Raw genomic sequence first — 25794 nt, forward strand, 5'->3', positions numbered from 1 at the left:
ACTGACAGCGGTGTGCTGGTTGGTTGGCGGGGGTACCCAGGGCGACGTGCGGGCGTACTCGATGGATCTGCGTGAGCGGGTGGTGGCCGGGGTCGATGCGGGGATGACCCAGCCGCAGGCGGCTGCCCGGTTCGGCGTGTCGGTGAGGACCGTGCAGCGGTATCTGGCCCGTCGGCGGGCCACCGGCGGCCTGGCCGCGACCGGGCAGCGGCACGGGCCGGAGCCGAGGAAGAAGCGGCGGCTGCACGCCTGGCTGCCGGCCCGCCTCGACGCCGCCGCCGACGCCGCCCCGGCCGAGCACGTCGCGGCCTTCGTCGCCGCGGGTGGTGAGCCGGTGTCGCTGGCGTCGATGTCGCGGGCGATCGCCAGCCTGCCGGCCGCCCCCGGCCAGGCGCGGACCCCGACGGGGCGGGCGCGGCGGCCGGGCCGGCCGCTGAAGCAACGACCCTGACCGCCACCGAACGTGACGAGGACGCGCGCGCCGCGTGGCGGGAGCGGATGGCCCCGATCGATCCGGGCCGGCTGGTGTTCGTCGAGGAGTGCGGCACGCACACCGCGATGACCCGCCGCCGGGCCCGCGCGGTGCGCGGAGAACGCGCGCACGGGGCCCTGCCGCGCAACCGTGGCCCGGTGACCACCTTGCTCGCCGGGCTGGCGCTGGCCGGGATGAGCCCGGCGATGACCGTGGAGGGCGGCACCGACACCGCGGTCTTCGCCACCTATCTCGAGTACTTCCTGCTGCCCGGCCTGCGCCCGGGGAGGGTGGTCGTGGTGGACAACGTCGGCGCGCACAACCCCGACCGGATCCGCGCGCTGGTCGAGGCCGCCGGCTGCGAGCTGGTCTTCCTGCCCGCCTACTCGCCGGACCTCTCGCCGATCGAGGAGGCCTTCAGCAAGCTCAAGGCCCTCATCCGGGCGGCCGCCGCGCGCAGCCGGGCGGCCCTGGACGCCGCGATCGCCGCCGCGCTGGACGCGGTCACCCCGGCCGACGCCGCCGGCTGGTTCACCCACGCCGGCTACCCCACCCGTCAAGCTGCCTGAAAACCGCTGTGACACGATGTCCACGCGCTCGTCGCGGTCGAGGATCAGGTAGGTGACCAGGCCGGACGCGCCGAACGGCATGTTCCGCAGGGGCGCGTCCGGGTTGGCCACGGGGTCGACGGACCGGCCGGCCCACGGGGTCAGCTCGAGCACGGCGAAGACCTCGGCCAGCGCCTGCAATCCCTCGGGCGGAACGGCCGCGATGGCGGCCTGGGCCTCGGGGTAGACCTCGATCGTGTAGGTCACCGAGGAGGCGTCACTCCGCGAGCCCGAGCTCGACCTTGAGTTGGCTCCACGGCACAGCTCCTTCGGCCCTCTCGCCGGTACGGAGCCGTTCCTCCGCCGAGGCGAGGATCTTCCGGTAGCCGTCGTGGCCGTGCGCCGAGGTCAACCAGGCGACTCGGCGCCAGGACTCGAGTGCCTCATAGACCTCGGTGAGGTCGAGGCGTTCGGTCGCCCGCTGCATCACCGAGCGCCAGTGCTGGTCGAACTTCGCCGCGTCCTCGCTGGTCAGCGCGGCGCGGATCTGCGCAGGGGTGGCGTCGGCGAAAGGTGGGCCGCTCGCGCTCGCTCCGCCTGCCACCGCTGCTGTCATGACCTGGACTCTAGCGGTCCTCACGGTCACCGCCGAGTCGCGAACGGGCGGCTGCCAAGCCTCGGCCCGGCACGGGCAACGCCGCGGCGCGGGTGGGCGCCGGGAGCGATGGATCCTGGTGCTCGCTCCGAACCTCGGGCGAGCGATCGGGCAGCTCGGATCGCAGGCCTCGGCCGTGCACGTGATCGCGTGGTAACGCGTGCTCATTGACCACAGCCTGATCACACTCCTCAAATAGGTCTCTCATGGGCATCGTGGGGTGCTGCTCGAGCGAGCCGCCACACTGCACATCCTGGTGAACACGGTGCGCGATGCCGCAGCAGGCCACAGCTCGATCGTGCTGGTCACCGGCGAGGCGACCTGCTGACCCCGCGTCCGCTCGGTCCGCTGCGCGACGCCGCCGGAACCGGTGGCCTCCTGGGCGCGGCGCCGGACCGGACGCTGAACGGCATGTTCACCACCGATGTCCTCCTCGTCGGCGCCGGCCCGGCAAGGCTGGCCACGGCCGTGACCGCCCTCGACCGTCCCGCGCGCGGCCGGCGTCAGCACCCGCACCATGGGACTGTTCCGGTTCTGGGGAATCGCCGACGCGGTGCGCGCCGAGGCCGTGGCGTGCGACCCGCTCGTCGCCGTCACCCGCACCCTCGCCGAGGAACCCGCCGAGCTCGTCCCGTTCAACCACCCGTCGATGCGCGAGGCGCTGCCGGTCAGCCCCGCGTTCCCGGCGGTCTGCGCGCAGGACCGCATCGAGCCGCTGCTGGTGCAGCAGGTGCGCGGGCTCGGCGGCGAGGTCCGGTTCGCCACCCCGCTGATCGGTCTGCGGGTGACGGCCGACGGCGCGCGCCGACCTCGGCGCGGCCGGGCCCGTCCGCGCCCGGTACGTCGTCGGCGCCGACGGCCCGCGCAGCACCGTGCGGCGGCACTGGGGATCGGCTGGGAGCACCTCGCCACGATCGGCGAGTTCGTCCAGGTGCTGTTCCGGCCCGACCTCGCCGCGCTGCTGGGGCGACGACCGCCCGGCCGGGTCTTCGTCACCCACCCCGACGCCGAGGGTGTGCTGCTGCCGGTCGGCGCCGGCCGCTGAGGGTTCGTGCGGCAATGGGATCCCCGGCGCGGCGAGAGCCCGGCGGACTACACCCCGGCGCGCTGGACGGCGCTGCTGCGCACCGCCACCGGCCTGCCCGGCCTCGATCCGGAGATTCTCGCCGGCTCCGCGTTCACAATGGCGGCCGACGTGTCCACTGCCGTCCGGGCCGGGCCCGGCTTCCTCGTCGGCGACGCCGCGCACCGCATGAGGCCCTACGGCGGGATCGGGATGAGCACCGCCATCCACGACGGCCACGAGCTCGGCTGGCGGCTCGGCTGGGTCGTGCGCAGCCTGGCCGGCGCGGCGCTGCTCGACAGCTATGCCGCCGAGCGCGAGCCGGTCGGGCGCTGGCGGCACGGTCGCTGCGCGGAGCGGGACCCGAGCGACGGGCTGCCCGGCGACCTGGGCCGCACCTACCGGTCGGCGGTCATCACCGACGACGGTGCCCTGCCCGCGGAGGGCCACTCCCGCACCGCGCGGCCCGGCGGGCGCGGCCCCGGCGGTGGCCGTAGGCAGGCGCATCATTCGGACCAGCATGTTCCCCCGTTTCCCGGGGTGACACCGCCGCGCGGGTGGGTCTACCGTCCGAGCCGGGTGACCGGCGCTCTCGGGGTGAGCCGGGAATTCGGCATACAGCCGCGGTCAGGCGGCGCGACCACCACCACCGCCACCGCGACAGGCTCGGCCCGGTGCCCACCATCGCCGGGACCCTCAGGGGCATCGTGCTGTGGACCCAGGAGGAGATGCCGGCCCGGGCGACCGCCCCGCAGGCGCACGTCCACCCGGCGGTGCAACCACGGCAAGGGAGCCAGGCATGAAGATCGGCATGGTCGGACTGGGCCGGATGGGCTCGGACATGGTGCGCCGGTTGCTGCGGGCCGGGCACGAGTGCGTGGTCTACGACGTCTCGGACCAGGCGGTGGAGCAGCTGGTCGGCGAGGGTGCACAGGGCGCGGGCTCGCCGGCGGAGCTGGTCTCCGCGCTGACCCCGCCGCGAGCGGTGTGGCTGATGCTGCCCGCGGCGATCACCGGCGACATCGTCACCACGCTGCTGGGCCTGCTCGACCGCGACGACACGATCGTCGACGGCGGTAACTCCTCCTATCGTGACGACATCGACCGTGCCGAGACGGCCGCCGCACAGGGCGTGCACTACGTCGACTGTGGCACCAGCGGCGGGGTCTGGGGCCTGGACCGGGGCTATTGCCTGATGATCGGGGGGGATACCACGGCGGTCGAGCGGCTGGACCCGGTGTTCGCGGCGCTGGCTCCTGGCGTGGCCGCCGCCGAGCGCACCCCTGGGCGCGCCGGGGACCCGTCACCCGCGGAGCGGGGCTACCTGCACTGCGGATCGCCGGGGGCGGGCCATTTCGTCAAGATGGTGCACAACGGCATCGAGTACGCCTTGATGGCCGCCTACGCGGAGGGCCTGAACGTCATCCGGGGCGCGGGGGTGGGCGCCCGCGGCCGGGAGGCCGACGCCGAGACCGCACCGCTGCGCGACCCGCGCTACTACCCCTACGACAAGATCGACCTGGCTGCGGTGGCCGAGGTGTGGCGGCGCGGCAGCGTCATCGGTTCGTGGCTGCTGGACCTCACCGCGGAGGCGCTGCTCGCGGACCCGGGGCTCGACCAGTTCACCGGCCGGGTCTCCGACTCCGGGGAGGGCCGCTGGACCTCGATCGCCGCGATCGAGGAAGGAGTCTCCGCGCCGCTGCTCACCGCCGCGCTCTTCAGCCGGTTCGCCTCGCGCGGCAGCGAGCTGTTCGCCGACAAGGTGCAGTCCGCGCAGCGCAAGGAGTTCGGTGGGCACGTCGAGAAGCCGGTGCCGCGGTGAGCAGGACGCCGGCGGGGCCGGGCATGATCGGCGACATCCTGGTTCTCTTCGGCATCACCGGCGACCTGGCCCGAAAGAAGATCCTCCCGGCGCTGTAGCGGCTCACCGAGCGCGGCGCGCTCACGGTGCCGGTGGTCGGTGTGGCGCTGACCGACTGGGACACCGACGCGGCCACGTTCGGCCGGTTGGCCGACATGGTGCGCGAACAGGCGGCCCCGAGGCGTTCTCGGTGCACCATCTCGCGGTCCCGCCCGGTCTGTTCGGCACGGTCGTCGACGGCCTCGCCGCGGTCGGGCTGCACGAGCGGGCCCGGGTGGTGGTGGTCCGCGGGCAGTACGTCGGCTACCTCGACACCCCCGGGGTCCGGGTCGGCTCGGCCACCGACCTTCGTCGCGGTGACGCTGCACATCGACAACTGGCGGTGGGCGGGCGTGCCGGTCCGGCTGCGTGCCGGGAAGTCCCTGCCGGTGACGACACTGGAGGTCGTCGTCGAGCTCCGCACCCCGCCCCGCCCGCTCTTCGGTGGGCCGGGTGGCGTCCTGCCCCCGCCCAACCTGGTCCGCCTGCGGCTGCAGCCCGACGCGGGCGTGGAGCTCGAGCTGATCGCAAAGCAACCCGGCACCGGCGACGTGGCCACCGCGCTGCCGTTGGCGGTCGACTTCCGCACCGTGCTCAGCCCGATGCACGCCCCCTACGAGCGGATCTTCGCCGACGCGCTGGCCGGCGACCCCGCGCACTTCGCCCGGATGGACACCCTCACCGAGGCCTGGCGGATCGTCGGCCCGGTGCTCGATCCCGGCACACCACCCCTGCCGTACCCGCCGGGGACCTGGGGTCCGGAGGCCGCCGCCGTCGTCCCCGGCGAGCGCGGCTGGCATCCCGTGAGGGGCGCGCCACGACCGTCACCTCCAGCACCTGCGACCGCGGCGCCATGATCCCGCCCGACGCGTACGACCTGGGCCGGCGCAGGCGGGCGAATCCGGTTGATCGGCGTTTCGGCAGGCGCGGCCGCGGCTGCCGCGGCTCCCGGTGCCCAAACGGTAATCGGCGCCCAAACGGTAATCATGGTGAGCCGGCGACGGCGCGGGGTCTGGTCAAACCGGACGGGGCGGATCGCCGGGCGATCAGCAGCTCCAGGTGGTGCATCAGCCGCGACCGCGGGTCGTCGAGAGCGAGCCCGCCGACGGCCACCGCGCGCCGCACCCGGTACCGCAGCGTGTTCGGGTGCACGCCGAGCGCCGCCGCCGCGGCCCGCACGTCGCCCAGCGCGTCGAGCCAGGCGAGCACCGAGCCGACCAGGTCGGTGCGGTGCGCGGCGTCGTAGCCGACGAGCCGGGCAACAGCGGGGTCCTGGAGGTCGGGATCGCCGGCGAGCGTCTCCAGCGTCTGCTGCAGCAGCACCTCCGCGCGCAGGTCCCCGATCAGTGCGACGTCGGCGGCGGCGGGCATCGCCTCGAGCACCCGGTCGGCCTCCGCGCGCGACGCGGGCACCTCGGCCAGCCGCGGCACCGCGGAGCCGAGGCCGACCTGCACCCGTGCGCCCGTCCGCCGTCCCACCGACGCCGCGATATCGGTGCACAGCGCCACCAGCGCAAGCTCCGCACGTTCGACCCCGGGCAGCACCGCGTAGATCCGGGAACCGGCGGTCGCGGTCAGCGCGCCCCGCCGGTGCGTCGCGGCGAGCACGGGCACCATCTCGGCGAGGTCGGCGCGACCCAGCTCGTGGACGGCCGGGTCGCCGGTGTCGGTGCGGACGGCGAACCCGGCGACGATCGCGGTCACCCGCTCGTCCAGCCCGAGCGCGGGCGCCACCACGTCGGCGCCGATGCGCCCGTCGAGCAGGCCGGCGACCAGCTGACGCTCGGGCGGGTGGCGGGTGCGGCGGCGGATGAGATGCCCGGCCGCCACCCGCGCCGCGCCGAGCAGCACACCCGGCGACCGCTCGGCGAACGGTTCGGCGCCCTCCTGCACCCAGATCGTGCCGAGGGTGCGCTGCCCCGCGTGGATGCCGACAGCGAGGCGGGCCCGGATGCCCAGCTCGGTGTGCTCCTCGACGCACACCACCTCCTCGCCCGCCCGCAGCCGGTCGAACACTCCCCATTCGCGCAGCATCCGCAGATAGCCCGGTGGCCCTGGCGACCGAGGATCGACAACCTGCGCAGCTCGTCGGGGGTGTCCCCGTCGGTGCGCGAGTAGGCCAGGACGCGGCTCGCGGTGTCCTCGATGCTCACGATGCCGCCGGTGAGCATCGCGACGGTCTGCGCCAGGGAAGACAGGTCACCGTCGGGGTTCTGGGCACCGGGACCGCCCGCCGCGTCGAGCACGTCGCGGACCAGCAGCTCCAGCTGGTCCCAGCGCGCCTCCGGCCGGACGGCGAGCACCGCGATCCCGCGCGTCGGAGGCGGGCGGCGCGACCCTCGGCGTGCCCTTGACCGCGACGGCCGCCGCTCCCCGCCGGGCCAGGCTGCCCACCAGCCGATCGGCCTCCCGGCCGCGGGCGCCGATCACCAGCACGAGCTGATCGGGGTAGTGGTCGAGCTGGTCGTCGGGATCGACGATGGCCACGCCGTCGATCGCGATGTCGAGGCCCGCCGGCGCCGCGACGACGTCGAGGAGCGGCTCGCCGAACGCCGGAGGAGGTGGCGCACGGTAGCGCTCATCGTCGGATCCTACGACCGATCGAGACGAACATCATCCGATCGGACAAACCCGGTGGCCGCCCGCCGCTCTAGTGTTCCGGGACATGTTCCGGTCGACGCTGCTCGCCGCCTCTCGTTCGACCGCGGTCCGTGCGCTGGTCGAGTCCGCCCCGCTGAGCCGGCTGGTGGTCGATCGGTTCGTGGCCGGGACCGGGGTGGACCAGGCGCTCGCCGTCACCCGCGAGATCCTCACCGACCGGCTGGTCACCATCGACCACCTCGGCGAGGACACGACCGACCGGGCGCGCGCCGACGCCGCGGTGGAGACCTACCGGACGCTGCTGCGCCGGCTCGGCGACGCCGGTCTCGCCGACCGGGCCGAGGTGTCGGTCAAGCTGTCGGCGCTCGGCGCACGCCTGCCGGTGGATGCGGAGAAGATCGCGCTCGACGGCGCGCGGCGGATCTGCGAGGCGGCCGACGCGGTCGGCACCACGGTGACGGTGGACATGGAGGACCACACCACCACCGACGCGACCCTGCAGGCCGTCCAGGACCTGCGGCTGGATTTCCCGTGGGTCGGCGCGGTGCTGCAGGCCTATCTGCGGCGGACCGAGTCCGACTGCCGCAATCTCGCCGTCCGTGGTTCACGGGTCCGGCTCTGCAAGGGGGCCTACGACGAACCGGCGTCGGTGGCCTTCCGGGACCGGCACGAGGTGGACCGGTCGTTCGTCCGCTGTCTGATGGCCCTCATGGCCGGCGCCGGGCTGCCCATGGTGGCCACCCACGACCCGCGCCTGATCGCCATCGCGCGTTCCCTCGGACAGCGTCACGGCACCGCCTACGAGCTCCAGATGCTCTACGGGGTACGGCCCCAGGCGCAGACCCGGCTGGCCGCCGAGGGCGAACGGGTCCGGATCTACCTGCCCTACGGGACGGACTGGTTCGGCTACTTCATCCGCCGTCTCGCGGAACGTCCCGCGAACACGGCGTTCTTCCTGCGCTCGCTGATCACGGGAGGCTGACCAAGGGGGTTCACCTTGACCCGGTGATCTTTCGGCGCAAGCCCGCTCGTACAGGGCCGGGATGGCCGCTCGATCTGGTCGTCGTTGCTACTCCACGTGCTGTCGAAGGATTGACAGCGGGACGCCGCCGCGCGACGCGGCGAACTACGACGGCGACCACGGGTGCTCGGCGAGCGGGAATACGTGGAGTGCGCACACGCCCGTTCTGCCCCGCCGCCGGAGGGTGTCAGGGTTGTCAGAGGTTCTCGCTCTGGCTGATCAGCCTGCTGAGCCCGGAGACCTGGCTGCGGTTCGCGGTGTGGTTCGTGATCGGGTGCGCCGTGTACTTCGGCTGCAGCATCCGGCGCTCGGTACTGGGACGCGACGCCGCGGGCGCATCGGGTTCGGTGCCCCGCGCGGCTGACCCTCGATCGAGGTAACGATTGTGAACGTCTCCGCGCCCACCCTTCCCGGCCAGGGCATGGTATAGCCACATACCACGTATCGGGGCGAGGAGGGTCCGTGCGCATTCGCCTGGTGTTACTGCTCCTCGTGGTCGCCGCGCTGATGATGCCCTCCGCCGCCGCGATCGCCCAGGAGGGGCAGGCGGTCGGCGGCACGCTGCGCGGCCCCGACGGCGGGCCGGTGGCCGGGGTGACGATCAGCGTCGCGCAGGGCGGCGCGGCGATCGGCACCGCGACCTCCGGCCCGGACGGGACATGGCAGGTGCCGATTCCGGCACCCGGCAACTACGACATCACGCTGGACACCTCGACGCTGCCGGCCGGCGTGGAGCTGCGCGACCCGGACGGGGCGACGCTGGCCGGGGTGACCGTCCGTCCGGGCCAGCAGCGCACCGTGCTGTTCCCCCTCGTCGCGGCCGGCGCCGCCACCGGGGACGGCGGGGCGGCCCCGGCACCCGTACCTGCCCCCGCGGGCCCCGGAACCGGCGCCGTGCTCGCCCAGCTCACCCTGGCGGGCATCAAGTTCGGCGCCATCATCGCGATCACGGCGATCGGGCTGTCGCTGATCTTCGGGACCACGAACCTGATCAACTTCGCGCACGGCGAGCTGGTGACGATCGGGGCGATCGCCGCGTTCTTCCTCAACGCGGCGACGCTGGGACCGGAATGGGGCCTGATCCCGTCGGCGCTGGTGGCCATCGCGATCGGGGCCCTGGTCGGCGCCGCGCTGGAGCTGGGGCTCTGGCGGCCGCTGCGCCGCCGGGGCACCGGTCGCATCCAGTTGTTCGTCGTCTCGATCGGGCTGTCCCTGCTGCTGCGCCACATCCTGCTCGTGATCTTCGGTTCCCGGCCGCGGCCCTACGCCCAGTACGTCATCCAGGAGGTCATGGTGTTCGGGCCGATCTCGATCACCCCGCGCGACCTGGTGATCACCCTGCTGTCCCTCGGCGCGCTGGTGGCGGTGGGGCTGATGCTGCTGCGCACCCGCATCGGGAAGGCCATGCGGGCGGTCTCCGACGACCGCGAGCTCGCCGAGGCATCCGGGGTGAACGTCTCCCGGGTCATCCTCTACGTCTGGATCCTCGGCGGCGGGCTGGCGGCCCTGGGTGGCGTCCTGTTCGGACTGGCCGAGATCGTCGCCTGGGACATGGGTTTCCGCCTGCTGCTGCTGATGTTCGCCGCGGTGATCCTCGGCGGGCTGGGCAGCCCGTTCGGCGCGATGGTGGGCGGGCTGCTGGTCGGACTCGTCGCCCAGCTGTCCACCGTGTACTTCCCGGTCGAACTGCAGAACGCCTGGGCCCTGGGCGTACTCATCCTCGTGCTGCTGGTGCGCCCGCAGGGCATCCTCGGCCGCCCGGTGCGGGTCGGGTAGGCGGTGGCGATGGACCTGATGGTGATTCTCTCCGACGCCGGGCGCGGCGCGCTGGGCCCGGTGGCGGCGATCTACGCGCTCGCCGCGGTCGGGTTGAACATCCACTTCGGCTATACCGGCCTGCTGAACTTCGGGCACGTCGCGTTCATGCTCGTCGGCGCCTACGGCGTCGCCGTGACCGTCGCGGTCTACGACGGGCCGCTGTGGCTGGGCGCGCTGGTCGGCCTGATCGGCGCCGGCCTGCTCGCGCTCCTGCTGGGGCTGCCGACCCTGCGGTTGCGCGCCGACTACCTCGCGATCGCCACGATCGCCGCCGGGGAGGTCCTGCGCATCGTCTTCAATGCGGGCTTCGCCCAGCCGGTCACCGGCGGCGTCTACGGCCTGCAGCAGTTCGCCGGGGCCTTCTACGCCGTCAACCCGATCCCCTCGGGGTCCTACGGGCTGGGCCCGCTGAGCTTCACCCAACGGGACGTGTGGGTGATGCTCGTCGGCTGGGGCGCCGTCGCGCTGGCCGCCCTGGGCCTGTTCCTGCTCGTGCACAGCCCGTGGGGACGCGTGCTGCGGGCGATCCGCGAGGACGAGGAGGCCGTCCGCAGCCTCGGCAAGAACGTCTACGGCTACAAGATCCAGAGCCTCGTGCTCGGCGGGCTGATCGGCGCCGCCGGCGGGATCCTGCTGGCGGTCGACGCCCAGTCGGTGACCCCCAACACGTTCAACCCGGTGGTGACGTTCTACCTGTACACGCTGCTCATCCTCGGCGGCGCCGGCACGGTCCTCGGGCCGGTCCTGGGCTCGGTGCTGTTCTGGTTCCTGCTCTCGTTCGCCGACAGCGCGCTGCGCCAGGCGATCGGAGCGGGATACGTCTCGCCGCAGGTGATCGAGCCCGCCGACGTCGGTGCCCTGCGGTTCGCGCTGGTCGGCCTCGGCCTGGTGCTGCTGCTGGTGTTCCGGCCGGAGGGCATTCTCGGCAACCGCGCCGAGATGCGGCTGGAGGCGGGTGCGGCCGGCACCCCGCGCCGTCCGCGCCGCCGTCCGCCGAACCAGGTATCGGGTCGGATCAAGGAGGAGGCCGGTCAATGACACCGCGGGAGGCGCTGGCCGGCGTCGCCGCAGTACCCGGGGCGGCCAAGCCGGACCCCCACCTCGTCGTGGACGCCGTGCGCCGGGACTTCGGCGGGATGCGCGCCGTGGACGTCGAGCACCTCGAGGTGCAGCGCGGGGTGATCACCGGGCTGATCGGGCCCAACGGCGCGGGCAAGACCACGTTGTTCAACGTGCTCACCGGGTTCGACCGGGCCGATTCCGGACATTGGGCCTTCGACGGACGCAACGCCTCGGGTCTGCCCGCACACCGGTTGGCCCGCCGTGGCATGGTCCGCACCTTCCAGCTCACCCGCGTCCTGTCCCGGCTGACCGTGCTGGAGAACATGAAGCTGGCCGCCGTGGGGCAGCGGGGGGAGCGCTTCGGGCCCGCGCTGCTGCGGCCACTGTGGAGCGCCCAGGAGGCCCGGGTCGAGCGGCATGCCGACGAGCTGCTGACCCGGTTCCGGCTGGCGGCCAAGCGCGACGACTACGCGGGCTACCTGTCGGGCGGGCAACGCAAGCTGCTGGAGATGGCGCGCGCCCTCATGGTCGACCCGGCGCTGGTGCTGCTGGACGAGCCGATGGCCGGGGTGAACCCGGCGCTGCGCCAGGACCTGCTCGGCCACATCACCGACCTGCGCGACGCGGGTCGCACCGTGTTGTTCGTCGAGCACGACATGGACGTGGTGATGACGATCAGCGACTGGGTGGTGTGCATGGCCGAGGGCCGCATCATCGCGGAGGGACCACCCGCTGCCGTCGCGGGCAACCGCGCGGTCATCGACGCCTACCTCGGCTCCCGCCACGACGAACCCGAGTTCCGGGAGGGCCGATGAGTGCGCAACCGCTGCTGGCCGCCGAGTCCGTTGTCGCCGGCTACCTGCCCGAGGTCAACATCCTCGACGGCTGCGACCTGTGCCTGGAGCAGGGCGAGATCGTGGGCATCATCGGGCCCAACGGGGCCGGGAAGTCCACCCTGGTGAAAACCATGTTCGGACTGCTGCCCGTCCGGTCCGGAGCGATCCGGCTCGAGGGTGCGGACATCACCGACCTGCCCGCGCACCAGTTGGTGTCCCTCGGGATCGGCTACGTGCCCCAGACCCGCAACGTGTTCCCCAGCCTCACCATCGAGGAGAACCTGCAGATGGGGCTCTACCAGCGGCCCAAACGGTTCGCGCAGCGGATGCGGGCCGTCGCGGAGCTGTTCCCGCTGCTGGCCCGGCGGCGCACCCAGCGCGCCGGCTCGCTGTCCGGCGGCGAACGCCAGGTGGTCGCGATGGCCCGGGCGCTGATGATGGAGCCGAAGGTCCTGCTGCTCGACGAACCCTCCGCCGGGCTGTCCCCGATCGCCCAGGACGACGCGTTCGAGCGGATCCGGGCGATCAACGAGGCGGGCGTCTCGCTGGTCATGGTCGAGCAGAACGCCCGGCGCTGTCTGGAGATCGCCCACCGTGGCTACGTGCTCGACCAGGGCCGCAACGCCTACACCGGCACCGGCCGCGAGCTGCTCACCGACGACGCGGTGATCGAGCTCTACCTGGGCACGCTGGCCAGGGCCGGATGAACCCGCGTCCGGGTCCGGCAGTCCACTGCCGGACCCGGACGCGGACGGCACCGCCGCGGTGCCCGCCTACTGCACCGGTGTCGACTGCACGGTCCGCAGCGACTGCAGCCTGCCCTGCTCGTCGAACGAGTAGATCTCGATCGACGCGGTGCCCGGCTCACCGGCCGGGATGAAGTCCAGCGGCCCGCTGGCGCCGTCGTAGTCGATGTTCTGGCCGTCGGCGAGAAGCTTCTGGCACTCGGCGAAGCTGGTGCACTTCGTGCCGTCCTTCGTCACCTCGACGATCCGGTCCTTGAAGACGGTCGGATCGTCGCTGTTCGCCGCAGCCGCGGCGAGCGCGATGATGTTCACGCAGTCGAACACCTGGGGCGCGAACTGCACCTCGACGAGGTCCGGCGCGAACTTCTTGAGGTCGGCGATGAACTGCTCGTTGGCCCCCGACGCGGGCGCAGTGCCCTTCATCCCCGCCAGCACCCCGGGGTTGCCCGGGGCCACGAGCTCGGGCAGCTCCTCGCTGCGCAGCCCGTCGGCGCCGTAGATCCCGACGGTGCCCGGCCCCATCCCGGCCTCGATCAGGCCCTGCAGGATCTGGGTGCCCTCCTCGAAGGCGATCACGACGACCGCATCCGGCTGCGCACCCCGGACCTGCTGCACCAGCGCGTCGAAGTTCTGCGCGTTCGGGTCGTAGGTCTCGTTCAGCACGACGGTGGCCCCGGCCTCCTTGAGCGCCTGCGCGGTCGCCCCGGCCAGCCCGACGCCGTAGTCGTCGGCGCGGGCGACGATGGCCACCCGGCTGTGACCGTCCGAGATGATCGTCTCGGCCAGCACCGGGCCCTGCAGGGCATCGCTGGGCGCGGTGCGGAAGTAGTAGCCCGCATCGTTGTAGTCGGTGAAGTTCGGTGCCGTGTTCGACCCGGAGCACTGCACGACCTGCGCCCCGGTCACCCGGTCGATGATGGCCAGCGACATGCCCGACGCGGCCGCGCCGATGACCGCGTCCACCCCGCTCGCGAGCACCCGGTCGGCCGACTGCTGGGCCACCGCGGCCTGGTCGCCCTCATCGCCGCCGACCAGCTCCGGAATCGGTTTCCCGAGCACCCCACCGGCGTCGTTGATCTGCGAGACGGCGTAGCTGGCCGCCTGGATCTGCGGCGGGCCGAGGAAGGCGAGCTGTCCCGTCTGCGGCAGCACGTACCCCAGCTTGAGGGTGCCGTCCGCGCGGGCACCCCCGCCGTCGGTGGGCGGGGCGGCACCACCACCCGGTTCCCCGCCGCCCCCGCCGCACCCGGCGGCGACCAGCGCCAACACCGATAGTCCCACCAGCAACCGCATGCGCCTGCGCATCGTTTTGTCCCTTATGCGATACCGAGCGAGCTTCTGGCCTTACCCGTCACTCTCGTGACCCGGCAGCAGTGGGCAAACGATCGCAGAGCAATCGTTATCAGTCCGTGTCTATGGAGCATCGGTACCCGTCGGCGGAGCGGCGGCCGGGCCCGGGCCACCGCCACCTGAGCGGCGCAAGCGTCGTCGGGCGGCGTATGAGCCGCTCAGGCGCGGGCGCTTCGGCCGCGATGCGGCGCACCGCCCGGCGGAGGACCGCGAGATCACGCGAGGGCGAATGCGCCCGGCGAGCGGCCTGCCCGACGGGAGGTGCCGGTCCGCGACGGATCCACCAGTCCTGGCCGTCGCGGCTGTCGACCCCGTACCGCCACGCCGCGGCGTAGCACAGTCCGAACAGGAGCAAGGCGACCAACCAGGCCGGCATCAGGAGCACCTCCGGTCGGGCAGCGTCGCGCGGATCGAGGGAACGCGCATACGCCAAGCATCCGCCGGGCCGAGACTCCCCGGGACTGGCAGGACTGTCAGGGACCGGGCATATCCTGCCAATATGCTGCGCGACGTGGTCGCCCTTGTCGACGGGCGGATCCACCCGTTCGAGCTCGGCGTGGTCTGCGAGGTGTTCGGGCTCGACCGGACCGCCGATGGCCTGCCGGAATTCGCCTTCGCCGTCTGCGCCGCCCGGCGCAGGCGGCTGCCCGCACCCGGCGGCGCCACGCTGCACGCGAGCCACGGGCTCGACCGGGTCGCCACCGCCGACCTGGTGGTCATCCCGGCCTGGGAGACCGGGGAAGGCGCGGTTCCGGCCGGGGTCACCCGCGCCCTGCGCGCGACGCTCGAGCGCGGCGCCACGGTGCTGAGCGTGTGCTCCGGAGTGTTCCTGCTGGCCGCGGCCGGCCTGCTCGAGGGCCGCCGGGTCACCTGCCACTGGCTGCACGCCGAGGTCCTCGCGCACCGGTTTCCCTCGCTGCGGGTCGAGCCGGACCGGCTCTACGTCCACGACGGTCCGATCATCACCAGCGCCGGCACCGGCGCCGGGATCGATGCCTGCCTCTACGTGGTGCGCCGCGAGTTCGGGGCCCGGGCCGCCAACGCCATCGCCCGGCGCATGGTCGTGCCGCCGCACCGCGACGGTGGCCAGGCCCAGTACATCGACACCCCCGTCCCTCGCCGCGCCGGGGATGGCGAGGACCTCGCGCCCCTGCTCGCCTGGATACAGGCCCACCTGCACCGCCGGATCACGGTCGCCGGCCTGGCCAGACGGGCCCACATGTCCCCGCGGAGCTTCGCTCGTCGCTTCGCCGCCGCCACCGGGACCACCCCGCACCGGTGGCTGATCCGGCAGCGGGTCCTGCTCAGCCAGGAGCTCCTCGAACACGGCGACCTCACCATCGACGAGATCGCCCGCCGCAGCGGCTTCGGCACCGCGGACCTGCTCCGCCACCACTTCACCCGCCAGGTCGGCACCACCCCCCGGGCCTACCGGCAGATGTTCGGCCCGCGGTCCGGGGGCGGTCCGGATGGGGGCGGTCTGGCTCGCCGGGTGATCACACCGGTCCCGAGCGCACCGGATCGCTCGGCGCCGGCCGAGACGCCGGCGTAACGTCGGGTCACGGGGTGGATCCGCGGGTCGATCCGGAGGCGGCCGTGGGCTATCAGGTTCTCGCCGATGTGACCATGGCTGTGCATTTCGCCTTCCTGGTCTACGTGGCCCTCGGAGGGTTCCTCGCCTGGTGGCGGACGTGGCTGATCGTCCCGCACGTCGGGTCCGCGGTCTGGGGCCTGCTCACTGTGGCGGTCGGTCTGGTCTGTCCGCTCACCCTCATCGAGGACTCAGCCCGCCGCCGAGCCGGGGAGCAGGGCCTGCCCCGCGGGTTCATCGACACCTACCTGACCGGCGTGGTCTACCCCACCGACGCCGTCGTCGTCATCCGCTCGGCGGTGGCCGCGACGGTCGCGCTGTCCTGGATCGGGTTGCTGGTGCTGCTGCACCGCAGACGACGCGCGCGGCGAGCGCCCGGCCTGCCTCACCCGTGGCGACGCCGGTCGCGGACGGCGGCGAGCCGGCCGCGGACCCGGACGAGCGCATCGGCGGGGTCGTCCCCGGGATCGGTGAGCAGCAGGAGCGCGTCGTCGACGGCCCGGCCGAGCTCGTCGCGCTCCGCGGCCCGTTCCGCGAGCTCGGTGTTGAGCCGCCACAGATCGACGAACACCGCGATCTTCGACCGCAGCACCCACGGGTCGAACGGTTTGGTGATGTAGTCGACCGCGCCGGCCTGGTAACCGCGGAACGCCAGGTGGGCGTCGTAGTCCACCGCGGTGAGGAACACGATCGGGATATGCCGGGTGCGTTGCCGGTTCTTGATATGCCCCGCGGTCTCGAACCCGTCCATCCCGGGCATCTGCGCGTCGAGCAGGATGACGGCGAAGTCGTCGACGAGCAGCCGTTTGAGCGCGTCGTCCCCGCTGGTCACGCCGACCACCTCGAGCGGAAGGCCCTGCAGGATCGCCTCGAGCGCGAGAAGGTTCTCCTTGCGGTCGTCCACCGCAAGGGCCTTGGCGGTGCACATCGTCACGGGACCGGCTCCTGCCCGGCGGTGCGACCCACCCGGGACCGCTCGACCCAGGATGCCATCACCGCGAGCAGCCGGTCGATGTCGACCGGCTTGGTGATGTAGTCCGACGCCCCGGCGGCCAGGCTCGACTCCCGGTCGCCGGGCATCGCCTTGGCGGTCAGAAACACCACCGGAAGACCCCGCCCCTGGGGCAGCCGCCGGATCCGCCGGGTCGTCTCGTTCCCGTCGAGGTCGGGCATCATCGCGTCCATCAGCACGATGTCGACCTCCGGGTGCTCGGTGAGCAGCCGGATCCCCTCGATCCCGGTGTCGGCGTAGAGCACCCGCAGCCCGTGCAGCTCCAGCGCGCTGGTCAGCGCGAACACGTTGCGCACGTCGTCGTCGACGATGAGAACGGTGACGCCGTCGAGCCGGCAGGCAGAACCGTCGCCGCCCGGACCGGAGAGGAGGATCGGCTCCGCGGATCCGCGCGGCGAGGGTGCCGTCCCGGGCGGGCCCGGTGGTTCGGTGGCCAGTGCCGCCGGCAGCTCGTCGGGCAGCAGCAGCGTGAACACCGAGCCGTTCCCCGGCCGCGCCGACACCCGGATGGCGCCGCCGAGCAGCTGCGCCAGCTCCTTGCTGATCGACAGCCCCAGCCCGGTGCCGCCGTACTTTCGGCTGGTGGTGCCGTCCGCCTGCTGGAACGCCTCGAAGATCATGCCGAGCTTGTCGTCGGCGATGCCGATACCGGTATCGCTGACCACGAAGGCGATCACCGACCGGGCCGCGTCCAGGGTCGGCACCTCGTACCTCAGCTCCGACGCCGCGGGTTCGATCCGCAGGCTCACCCGGCCCGCATCGGTGAACTTCACGGCGTTGGACAGCAGATTGCGCAGGATCTGCTGCAGCCGCTGCGGGTCGGTCGTGATCGTCGAGGGCAGCCCGGGCGCGAGGTCGACGTGCAGCTCGAGGCCCTTGTGCTCGGTGTGCGGGCCGAAGGCGGCCAGGACGTACCCGCGGATCTCGGCCAGATCGACCGAGTCGGCTTCGACGTCCACCCGACCGGCCTCGACCTTGGAGAGGTCGAGGATGTCGTCGATGAGCCGCAACAGGTCCGAGCCCGCCCGGTGGATGGTGCTCGCGAACTCCCGCTGCTTGTCGGTGAGACGGCGTTCGGGGTCCTCGGCCAGCAGCCGCGACAGCAGCAGCAGCGAGTTGAGCGGGGTCCGCAGCTCGTGGCTCATGTTGGCCAGGAACTCCGACTTGTAGCGGCTCGTCCTGGCCAGCTGCTGGGCCTTCTCCTCCACCCCGCGCCGGGCGGCGTCGATCTCGGCGTTCTTGATCTCGATGCTGCGGTTCTGCGCGGACAGCTGCGCCGCCTTCTCCTCCAGCTCCGCGTTGGTCCGCTGCAGCTCGGCCGATCGGTCCTGCAGCTCGCGGGCCATGTCCTGGGACTGCGCCAGCAACTGCGCGGTACGCCGGTTGACCTGGATCGTCTTGATCGCCACCCCGATCGTGCCGACCAGGCGCTCGAGAAAGCTCAGGTGCAGCGGCGAGAACGGCCGGACCGAACCGAGCTCGATGACCCCGAGCGGCTCCCCCTCGAACAGCACCGGCAGCACGACGAGGGCGCGGGGCGAGGTCGAGCCGAGGCCCGATCGGATGGGCAGGTAGCCCTCCGGGATCTCCTCGACCAGCACGACGTCCTTGGTCACCGCGACCTGCCCGACGAGCCCCTCGCCGGGACGGTAGGACTGCGCGGCGGCATCGGGGCCAAGCGCGTAGCCGGCGCACAGCCGCCATTCCGCGGGTTCGGCGAGCGGCTCGTCACCGCCCGGTTCGGCCGCCACGAAGAACGCACCGACCTGCGCGTTGACCAGGGGGGTCACCTCGTTCATGATCATCTGACAGACCTCGCGGACGTCGTGCTGCCCCTGCATCGACTCGCTGATGCGTGCCAGGTTGGAGTCGAGCCAACCCTGTTCGGCGTTCTCCTTCGTGGTCGCGCGGAGGGTGACGATCATCTGGTTGATCGTGTCCTTGAGATCGGCGACCTCCCCGTGGGCCGCCACGCTGATCTGCTGGGTGAGATCGCCGCTGGCGACAGCCGTCGACACCGCCGAGATGGCACGCAGCTGCGTGGTGAGCGTCGAGGCGAGCTGGTTGACGTTCTCGGTGAGATCCCGCCAGGTGCCGGCGATGCCCCGGACATACGCCTGGCCGCCGAGCTTGCCCTCGGTGCCCACCTCCCGGGCCACCCGCGTCACCTCGTCGGCGAAGCTCGACAGCTGATCCACCATCGTGTTCACCGTCGAGGTCAGCTCGAGGATCTCCCCCCGCGCGTCCACGGTGATCTTCTGCGACAGGTCGCCGCGCGCCACGGCCGTCGCCACCTGGGCGATGCCGCGCACCTGGGCGGTGAGGTTGGCGGCCATGAGGTTCACCGCATCGGTGAGGTCCTTCCACGTCCCGGCCACGTTCGGCACCTCGGCCTGGCCGCCGAGCCTGCCCTCGGTGCCCACCTCCCGGGCCACCCGCGTCACCTCGTCGGCGAACAGCCGCAGCGTGTCGGTCAGCGAGTTGATGGTGTCGGCCAGCTCGGCGACCTCGCCGCGGGCGATCACGGTGATCCGCCGCGACAGGTCGCCGCGGGCGATCTCGGTGGCGGCCGAGGAGATGGACCGAACCTGGTTGGTGAGGTTGCTAGCCATGGTGTTCACCGAATCGGTGAGCGCCCGCCAGGTGCCGGCGACGCCGCGCACGTCCGCCTGGCCGCCGAGCCTGCCCTCGGTGCCCACCTCCCGGGCCACCCGCGTCACCTCGTCGGCGAAGCTCGACAGCTGGTCCACCAGCGTGTTGACGGTGCGGGCGATGCGCAGGAACTCCCCCCGCAGCGGGCGGCCCTCGATGTCCAGGGCCATGTGCTGGGACAGATCGCCCTCGGCGACCGCCTCGAACACCCGGGCGATCTCGGCGGTCGGCCCGGCGACGTCGTCGATCAGCCCGTTCACCGCCCGCACCGCGGACGCCCACGCCCCCTCGTAGGACTCCTCGTCGAGCCGCTCCAGCATCCGGCCCTCGCGCCCGACCATCCGGCTGATCCGCAGCAGATCGCGGTTGCACCGCTCCAGCATCGCGATCAGGCCGTTGAACTGGGCGACCACCTCGCCGGCCTGCCCGCCGCGACGCGCCAGACGCACGTCGAACCGCCCGCATCGCACCCGCGTCAGCGCCTCGACGAGCTCATCGAGCAGCTCGGCGGGATCCCCCGATGTCCGTCTGTCACCGGCCGGGCCACCGGGGCCCGCCGGCCGTACCGCGCCTTCTACATCCATTCCTCGTGCCTCCACCCCCAGCGGCACCAGCCTGCCACCCAACGAGGAGGGGTGTGCCGCTGCACCCCTGCGATCTGCCCGGCAAACTGTCCGAGTGGCGACCCGGGGTCAATGGCGGATGCGGTTCCCGCCCGCCGCCGACGCGCCGCGGCGGGCGCGCGGCCTGCTCCGCCGCGAGCTCACCGCCGCAGGTCTCGACGAGTTCGACGAGCTCGCCGAGACGGTCGTGCTGCTCGCCAGTGAGTTGTGCGACAACGCCGTGCTGCACGCCGGTACCGAGTTCGAAATCGAGCTGGAGGCGGCGCCGGATGTGGTGACGGTCGCGGTCAGCGACCACGGCGCGGGCCCGCTCGAACAGCATCTCACCCAGCCCCGGCAGCGCTTCGGCCGGGCGGCGGAGCACGGCCGCGGGCTGCTCCTCGTGCAGCGGATGGCCACGACCTGGGGCACCCGGCACGACGCCGACGGCACCCACACCGTCTGGTTCACCCTGCACCGCGATGCGCCCGAGCGGCGGCCGGCGCCGGCCGCGCCGGAACCGGCGGTGGGTGGGTCGGCGCCGACGTGGCCGCAGCCCGACCAGGTCCGCTGGCTGCTCCACGTCCCCAACAGGGTCGGTGACCGCCTCGACACGACCACGCTGGTCGCCGAGCTGGCCCGGCGGCTGCGCGAGATCCTCACCCCCGAGGGGGTCGACGGGGTCGCGGGAGTCGAGGGGGTGGCCGTCGAGGTCGATCACGGCGATGGGACCGGCCTGCGGCAGCTCACCCGCGACGGGCGCGATCCCGACACGCAGGTCTCCCCCGACCGGGTGCTCGACGTCGCGCTGCCGCTCACCGCCCCGCAGCGCGGCAGGCTGCGGATCGCCATCGGGCCCGGCGACAGGCCGGCACCGAGCCTCACCGAGATCGCCGAGCTCGCCGCGCACCGGATCGCGCTCGCCGTCGAGTCGGACTGGCTGCGCGGGGCCGACCTGCGCCGCCGGTCCTGGATGACCTATCTCGCCGACACCAGCCAGCTACTCGGCCAGTCCCTGGACGTCGAGCTCACCGTCACCGTCATCCCGCAGATCGTCGTGCCGCGGCTGGGCGCGTGGTGCGCGGTCCACCTGCTCGGCCCCGCTCGGGAGCTGACCCTGGCCGCGCTCACCCACGCCGACGAGGCCACCATCCCCGAACTGCGCGCCGCGCTGGACCCCGCGCCCGGCGGCGCCCTGCCCGACGCCCTGCGCGCGCAGCTCGCGAAGCTGACCGATGCGGGCGCCGCGACCACCGCGACCACGGAACCGGCCTGGGTCAGCGGGCCCACCGACGGGATCGCCGTGCCGCTGGTGGCCGATGGGCGCCCGATCGGAGTGCTGAGCGTCGGGCGCCCGGCCGACCGGCCGCACGCGCCCGAGGACGTCGTCCTCGTCACGGATGTCGCCCGCCGCTCGGCACTGGCGATCGACAACGCCCAGCGCACCGCCCGCCACGTCGCCACCTCCCAGGCGCTGCAGCAGGCTCTCCTGCCCCGGGCGCTACCCACCGCCGAGGGGGTGGAGTTCGCCGCCGAGTATCTCCCCGCCAGCATCGGCAGCGATGTCGGCGGGGACTTCTACGACGTCATCACCCTGGCCCCCGGACACTGGCTCGCGGCCATCGGCGATGTGTGCGGCAAGGGTGCCGCGGCCGCGGCGCGCACCGGGCTCGTCCGGGACGTGCTGCGGGTCCTTGCCCGCGACGGACGCCCGCTGACCAGCGCGCTCGAGCTGCTCAACGACGTGATGACGGAGGCGCACGACCCGTCGCAGTTCTGCACGCTCGCCGCCGCCGAGGTGCGGCGGCGCGCGACCGGCGGGCTGCTGGTCGATCTCGTGCTCGCCGGCCACGAACGACCGGTACTGGTCCGCGGCCGTCACGGCGCCGCCGAGCTGGTCGGTACGTACGGGACCGCGCTCGGCCTGGTCAACCGGGTGCAGCTGACGCATACCCGGCTGCACCTCGCGCCCGGCGACGCGCTGCTGGCCTATACCGACGGCGTCACCGAGCGCCGCGACGCCGACGAGTTCTACGGCGCCGACCGGCTGCTGGAGGCCGTCGCCGCGATCGGGGGCACCTCGGCCGCCCAGCTCGTCGGCGGCGTGCGCGCTTCGGTCGAGGCGTTCTCCCGCGCCGAACGCCGCGACGACATCGCCCTGCTCGCCGTGGCCGCCACCGAGCGCGGCGCTCAGTCCCCCTCGAGATCGCCCTCGGTCTCCAGATAGGCCTGGCGCAGCGCCTCGAGCGTCGCGGGCTCCGGGGCCGCCCACATCCCGCGGTCGACGGCCTCCAGCAGCCGTTCGGCCATGCCGTGCAGCGCCCACGGGTTGGAATCGGTGAGGAACTTGCGGTTCTCCGGGTCGAGCACGTACTCAGCCGTCAGCCGCTCGTACATCCAGTCGGCGACGACGTTGGTGGTCGCGTCGTAGCCGAACAGGTAGTCCACCGTCGCGGCCATCTCGAACGCGCCCTTGTACCCGTGCCGGCGCATCGCCTCCATCCACCGCGGGTTGACCACCCGCGCGCGGAACACGCGGGCGGTCTCCTCGGTGAGGGTGCGGGTGCGGACCGACTCCGGGCGGGTGGAGTCGCCGATATAGGCCTCGGGGGCCTTGCCGGTCAGCGCGCGGACGGTCGCGATCATGCCGCCGTGGTACTGGTAGTAGTCGTCGGAGTCGGCGATGTCGTGCTCGCGGGTGTCGGTGTTCTTGGCCGCCACCGCGATCCGCCGGTAGGCGGTCTGCATGTCCTCGCGCGCCGGGACACCGTCGAGGCCGCGGCCGTAGGCGAAGCCGCCCCAGGAGGTGTAGACCTCGGCCAGATCGGCGTCCCCGCGCCAGTTGCGGGACTCGACGAGCTGCAACAGCCCCGCCCCGTAGCTGCCCGGTTTGGAGCCGAAGATCCGGGTGGTGGCGCGGCGGCGGTCCCCGTGGCGCTGCTGGTCGGCAAGCACGTGGGCGCGCACGAAGTTCTGCTCGGCGGGTTCGTCGAGGTCCGCGACGAGATGGACCGCGTCGTCCAGCAGCCCCAGCACATGCGGGAACGCGTCGCGGAAGAACCCGGAGATCCGGACCGTGACGTCGATGCGCGGGCGGCCCAGCTCGTCGAGGTCGATCACCTCCAGCCGCACCACCCGCCGCGACATCTCGTCCCACACCGGCCGCACCCCCAGCAGCGCGAACACCTCGGCCACGTCGTCACCGCTGGTGCGCATCGCGCTGGTCCCCCACACCGACAGGCCGACCGAGCGTGGCCATTCGCCGTGGTCGCGGCGGTAGCGCTCCAGCAGCGAGTCCGCCATCGCCTGCCCGGTCTCCCACGCCAGCCGCGAGGGGACGGCCTTCGGGTCCACCGAGTAGAAGTTGCGTCCGGTGGGCAGCACGTTGATCAGCCCGCGCAGCGGCGAACCGGACGGTCCGGACGGGATGAAACCACCGTCGAGGGCGTGCAGCACCCGATCGATCTCACGGTCGGTCTCGGCCAGCCGCGGCACGATCTCGGTCGCCGCGAACCGCAGCACCCTGCCCACCTCCTCCCCGCGAGTCGCGGTATTTCCGCGCGCGAGTCGCGAGATTTCCGAGCGCGCGTCGGGGTCGTCGTGCCTCCCGAGCCGCCCCGCGACGACGCCCGCGACGGCGTCGGGCTCCCAGCCGGCGGCGTCCATGTCCGCGACGAGCGCGTGCGCCAGCGCCTCCGTCTCGTCGACGCGTGCCTTGGTCTCCGAACCGTCCTCGACGAGGCCGAGCGCCTCGCGCAGTCCCGGCACGCTCTGCTCGCCGCCCCACATCTGCCGGGCGCGCAGCATCGCGAGCACCAGATCGACCCGGGACTCGCCCTGCGGCGCCGCACCGAGCACATGCAGCCCGTCGCGGATCTGCACGTCCTTGATCTCGCACAGCCAGCCGTCGACGTGCAGCAGGAAGTCGTCGAACTCCGCCTCGTGCGGGCGCTCGGTGAGCCCGAGATCGTGGTCGAGCTTGGCCGCCTGCATGAGCGTCCAGATCTGCTGACGGATCGCGGGCAGCTTCGCCGGGTCGAGCGCGGCGACGTTGGAGTGTTCGTCGAGCAGCTGCTCGAGGCGGGCGATATCGCCGTAGCTCTCCGCGCGCGCCATCGGCGGGATCAGGTGGTCGACGAGGGTGGCGTGGGCCCGGCGCTTGGCCTGCGTGCCCTCGCCGGGGTCGTTGACCAGGAAGGGGTAGACCAGCGGCAGGTCGCCGAGTGCCGCGTCGGTGGCACACGCCGCGCTCATGCCGAGCGTCTTGCCCGGCAGCCACTCCAGGTTGCCGTGCTTGCCGACGTGCACGACGGCGTCGGCGCCGAACCCGCCGTCGGCCGCGGCCAGCCACCGGTAGGCGGCGAGATAGTGGTGCGACGGCGGCAGGTCCGGATCGTGGTAGATCGCGACCGGGTTCTCCCCGAAGCCGCGCGGCGGCTGCACCATGAGCACGACGTTCCCGGCGCGCAGCGCGGCGATGACGATCTCGCCGTCCGGGTCGGCGGACCGGTCGACGAACAGTTCGCCCGGCGCCGGGCCCCAGTGCTCCTCGACGCGCTCGCGCAGCTCGGCGGGCAGCTGTGCGAACCACTGCCGGTAGCGCGCCGCGGAGATCCGGATCGGGTTGCCCGACAGCTGCTCCTCGGTGAGCCAGTCCGGGTCCTGGCCGCCCGCGGCGATCAGCGCGTGGACGAGCGCATCGCCGTCGCACGCGTCGACCCCGGGAAGCTCGCCGATCTCGTACCCGGCCTCGCGCATGGCGCGCAGCAGCGCGACCGTGCTGGCCGGGGTGTCGAGGCCGACGGCGTTGCCGATCCGGGAGTGCTTGGTCGGATAGGCCGACAGCATCAGCACGATCCGCTTGTCCCGGTTCGGGATGTGCCGCAGCCGGGCGTGGCGCACGGCGATCCCGGCGACCCGGGCGGCTCGTTCCGGGTCGGCGACGTAGACCGACAGCCCGTCGGCGTCGATCTCCTTGAACGAGAACGGCACCGTGATCAGCCGGCCGTCGAACTCGGGGATCGCGACCTGGGACGCGACATCCAGCGGGGTCAGCCCGTCGTCGGCCTCCTCCCAGCTCGCCCTGCTGCTGGTCAGGCAGAGGCCCTGCAGGATGGGGATGTCGAGCGCGGCGAGCGCGGCGACGTCCCACTCCTCGTCGTCTCCGCCCGCCGTCGCCGCCGCGGGCCGGGTTCCGCCCGCCGCAAGGACTGTGACGATCATCGCATCCGCTTCCCGGAGTTTCTCCAGCAGCGCGGCATCGGCCTGGCGCAGCGAGGCGCAGTAGACCGGCATCGGGCGAGCGCCCGCCTGTTCGATCGCGGCGCAGAGCGCGTCGATGTAGGCGGTGTTCCCGGCGAGCTGCTGGGCGCGGTAGTACAGGACCGCGATGGTCGCTCGTGCGTGGCGATACTCGCTCGGGCGATCCGCGTCGCGCACGAGCCCCCACAGGGGCAGTTCGACCGGCGGTGCGAAGCCCTCGCCGGTGAGCAGGATCGTGTCGGACAGGAACGCGTGCAGCTGGCCGAGGTTGTCGGGGCCGCCCTGCGCGAGGTACCGGTGGGCCTCCGCGGCGACTCCGGCCGGGACGGTCGAAAGGCCCATCATCTCGGCGTCCGGCGACTGCTCGCCACCGAGCGCCACCAGCGGTTTCCCGGACGCGATCAGCGCGTCGAGGCCGTCCTCCCAGTAGCGGCGGCCGCCGAGGATCCGCACGATCACCACGTCGGCGCCCTCGAGCAGGGCGGGTAGGTCGTCGAGGGTCAGCCGCGCCGGGTTGGCCAGCCGGTAGTCGGCGCCGGAGGCGCGCGCGGACAGCAGGTCGGTGTCCGAGGTGGACAGCAGCAGGATCACCGGGATGAGCCT

19 protein-coding genes and 4 pseudogenes are annotated in these 25794 nt (G+C 72.9%); 15 read left to right on the top strand and 8 right to left on the bottom strand.

Annotated elements, in window-relative coordinates; genetic code table 11:
• Together G567_RS31930 and G567_RS27660 are read left to right on the top strand one after the other, a co-directional pair.
• A partial coding sequence (locus tag G567_RS31930; RefSeq protein WP_051232629.1) for a helix-turn-helix domain-containing protein occupies positions 1–451 on the top strand: 451 nt, incomplete at its 5' end.
• Complete coding sequence (locus tag G567_RS27660; RefSeq protein WP_147201388.1) at positions 448–1041, top strand: IS630 family transposase; 594 nt, start codon at positions 448–450, stop codon at positions 1039–1041. The genes G567_RS31930 and G567_RS27660, both read left to right, overlap by 4 nt.
• A 256-nt stretch (positions 1042–1297) precedes the next feature.
• Here G567_RS27660 and G567_RS0108935 read toward each other — a convergent pair whose 3' ends face one another.
• Complete coding sequence (locus tag G567_RS0108935; RefSeq protein WP_147201293.1) at positions 1298–1636, bottom strand: DUF6247 family protein; 339 nt, start codon at positions 1634–1636, stop codon at positions 1298–1300.
• A gap of 532 nt (positions 1637–2168) precedes the next feature.
• Here G567_RS0108935 and G567_RS37120 point away from each other — a divergent pair.
• The 4 genes and pseudogenes from G567_RS37120 to G567_RS0108965 form a co-directional block, all read left to right on the top strand.
• Positions 2169–2465: pseudogene (locus tag G567_RS37120) on the top strand (FAD-dependent monooxygenase); the annotation flags it as partial.
• 261 nt (positions 2466–2726) lie between these two features.
• Positions 2727–3056: pseudogene (locus tag G567_RS37125) on the top strand (FAD-dependent monooxygenase); the annotation flags it as partial.
• Positions 3057–3537: 481 nt separating this feature from the next.
• A complete protein-coding gene (gene gnd / locus G567_RS0108955; RefSeq protein WP_028929722.1) occupies positions 3538–4560 on the top strand; it encodes a phosphogluconate dehydrogenase (NAD(+)-dependent, decarboxylating) in 1023 nt (340 codons plus the stop codon).
• A gap of 194 nt (positions 4561–4754) precedes the next feature.
• On the top strand, positions 4755–5495 hold the full coding sequence (locus G567_RS0108965) for a hypothetical protein (RefSeq protein WP_147201296.1): 741 nt from the start codon (positions 4755–4757) through the stop codon (positions 5493–5495).
• A gap of 127 nt (positions 5496–5622) precedes the next feature.
• Here G567_RS0108965 and G567_RS27665 read toward each other — a convergent pair whose 3' ends face one another.
• Together G567_RS27665 and G567_RS36840 are read right to left on the bottom strand one after the other, a co-directional pair.
• Positions 5623–6672 carry a PucR family transcriptional regulator gene (locus G567_RS27665; RefSeq protein ID WP_307724173.1) on the bottom strand — a complete coding sequence of 350 codons (1050 nt, stop codon included), beginning with the start codon at positions 6670–6672 and terminating at the stop codon, positions 5623–5625.
• Positions 6673–6837: 165 nt separating this feature from the next.
• Positions 6838–7125: a hypothetical protein gene (locus G567_RS36840; RefSeq protein WP_307724172.1), complete on the bottom strand. Its 288-nt coding sequence runs from the start codon at positions 7123–7125 to the stop codon at positions 6838–6840.
• A 178-nt stretch (positions 7126–7303) separates the two neighbouring features.
• Here G567_RS36840 and G567_RS0108975 point away from each other — a divergent pair, with 178 nt between their 5' ends.
• From G567_RS0108975 to G567_RS27675, 6 genes are all read left to right on the top strand, one after another.
• Positions 7304–8221: a proline dehydrogenase family protein gene (locus tag G567_RS0108975; RefSeq protein WP_028929724.1), complete on the top strand. Its 918-nt coding sequence runs from the start codon at positions 7304–7306 to the stop codon at positions 8219–8221.
• Between the two features lie 188 nt (positions 8222–8409).
• On the top strand, positions 8410–8640 hold the full coding sequence (locus tag G567_RS36095; RefSeq protein ID WP_084795994.1) for an amino acid permease C-terminal domain-containing protein: 231 nt from the start codon (positions 8410–8412) through the stop codon (positions 8638–8640).
• A gap of 82 nt (positions 8641–8722) precedes the next feature.
• Positions 8723–10036, top strand: a complete 1314-nt coding sequence (locus G567_RS0108985) for a branched-chain amino acid ABC transporter permease (protein ID WP_028929725.1) — start codon at positions 8723–8725, stop codon at positions 10034–10036.
• Between the two features lie 9 nt (positions 10037–10045).
• Complete coding sequence (locus G567_RS27670; RefSeq protein ID WP_084795995.1) at positions 10046–11116, top strand: branched-chain amino acid ABC transporter permease; 1071 nt, start codon at positions 10046–10048, stop codon at positions 11114–11116.
• Entirely contained in the window at positions 11113–11955 is an 843-nt protein-coding gene (locus G567_RS0108995) for an ABC transporter ATP-binding protein (RefSeq protein WP_028929726.1), read from the top strand. The genes G567_RS27670 and G567_RS0108995 overlap by 4 nt, the downstream gene beginning before the upstream one ends.
• On the top strand, positions 11952–12683 hold the full coding sequence (locus G567_RS27675) for an ABC transporter ATP-binding protein (protein ID WP_084795996.1): 732 nt from the start codon (positions 11952–11954) through the stop codon (positions 12681–12683). Before G567_RS0108995 ends, G567_RS27675 begins: the two co-directional genes overlap by 4 nt.
• Before the next feature lie 66 nt (positions 12684–12749).
• On the opposite strand, the gene G567_RS0109005 is transcribed toward G567_RS27675, so the two are convergent.
• Positions 12750–14027, bottom strand: coding sequence for an ABC transporter substrate-binding protein (locus tag G567_RS0109005; RefSeq protein ID WP_028929727.1), 1278 nt, complete (start codon positions 14025–14027; stop codon positions 12750–12752).
• Between the two features lie 544 nt (positions 14028–14571).
• Between G567_RS0109005 and G567_RS27680 the strand changes: the two genes are divergently transcribed.
• The gene (locus G567_RS27680; RefSeq protein ID WP_147201292.1) at positions 14572–15624 is read left to right on the top strand and encodes a helix-turn-helix domain-containing protein; all 1053 of its coding nucleotides are present in this window, start codon (positions 14572–14574) and stop codon (positions 15622–15624) included.
• 68 nt (positions 15625–15692) lie between these two features.
• A pseudogene (locus G567_RS37130) lies at positions 15693–15986 on the top strand (DUF2784 domain-containing protein); the annotation flags it as partial.
• Positions 15987–16048: 62 nt separating this feature from the next.
• Here the strand turns inward: G567_RS37130 and G567_RS36100 are convergent.
• The 3 genes and pseudogenes from G567_RS36100 to G567_RS27690 form a co-directional block, all read right to left on the bottom strand.
• Positions 16049–16591 carry a response regulator gene (locus tag G567_RS36100; RefSeq protein WP_051232631.1) on the bottom strand — a complete coding sequence of 181 codons (543 nt, stop codon included), beginning with the start codon at positions 16589–16591 and terminating at the stop codon, positions 16049–16051.
• Positions 16592–16593: 2 nt separating this feature from the next.
• Positions 16594–17142: a response regulator gene (locus G567_RS37135; RefSeq protein ID WP_425414243.1), complete on the bottom strand. Its 549-nt coding sequence runs from the start codon at positions 17140–17142 to the stop codon at positions 16594–16596.
• Positions 17119–19782: pseudogene (locus G567_RS27690) on the bottom strand (HAMP domain-containing protein); the annotation flags it as partial. The gene G567_RS37135 and the pseudogene G567_RS27690, both read right to left, overlap by 24 nt.
• Positions 19783–20005: 223 nt before the next feature.
• Here G567_RS27690 and G567_RS27695 point away from each other — a divergent pair.
• Positions 20006–22156 carry a SpoIIE family protein phosphatase gene (locus G567_RS27695; protein ID WP_147201277.1) on the top strand — a complete coding sequence of 717 codons (2151 nt, stop codon included), beginning with the start codon at positions 20006–20008 and terminating at the stop codon, positions 22154–22156.
• Here the strand turns inward: G567_RS27695 and cobN are convergent.
• Entirely contained in the window at positions 22120–25782 is a 3663-nt protein-coding gene (gene cobN / locus G567_RS0109035) for a cobaltochelatase subunit CobN (protein ID WP_028929729.1), read from the bottom strand. The two genes, G567_RS27695 and cobN, sit on opposite strands and share 37 nt — an antisense overlap.
• Positions 25783–25794 lie beyond the last annotated feature (12 nt).

Source organism: Pseudonocardia asaccharolytica DSM 44247 = NBRC 16224 (assembly GCF_000423625.1).
Taxonomy (GTDB): Bacteria; Actinomycetota; Actinomycetes; order Mycobacteriales; family Pseudonocardiaceae; genus Pseudonocardia; species Pseudonocardia asaccharolytica.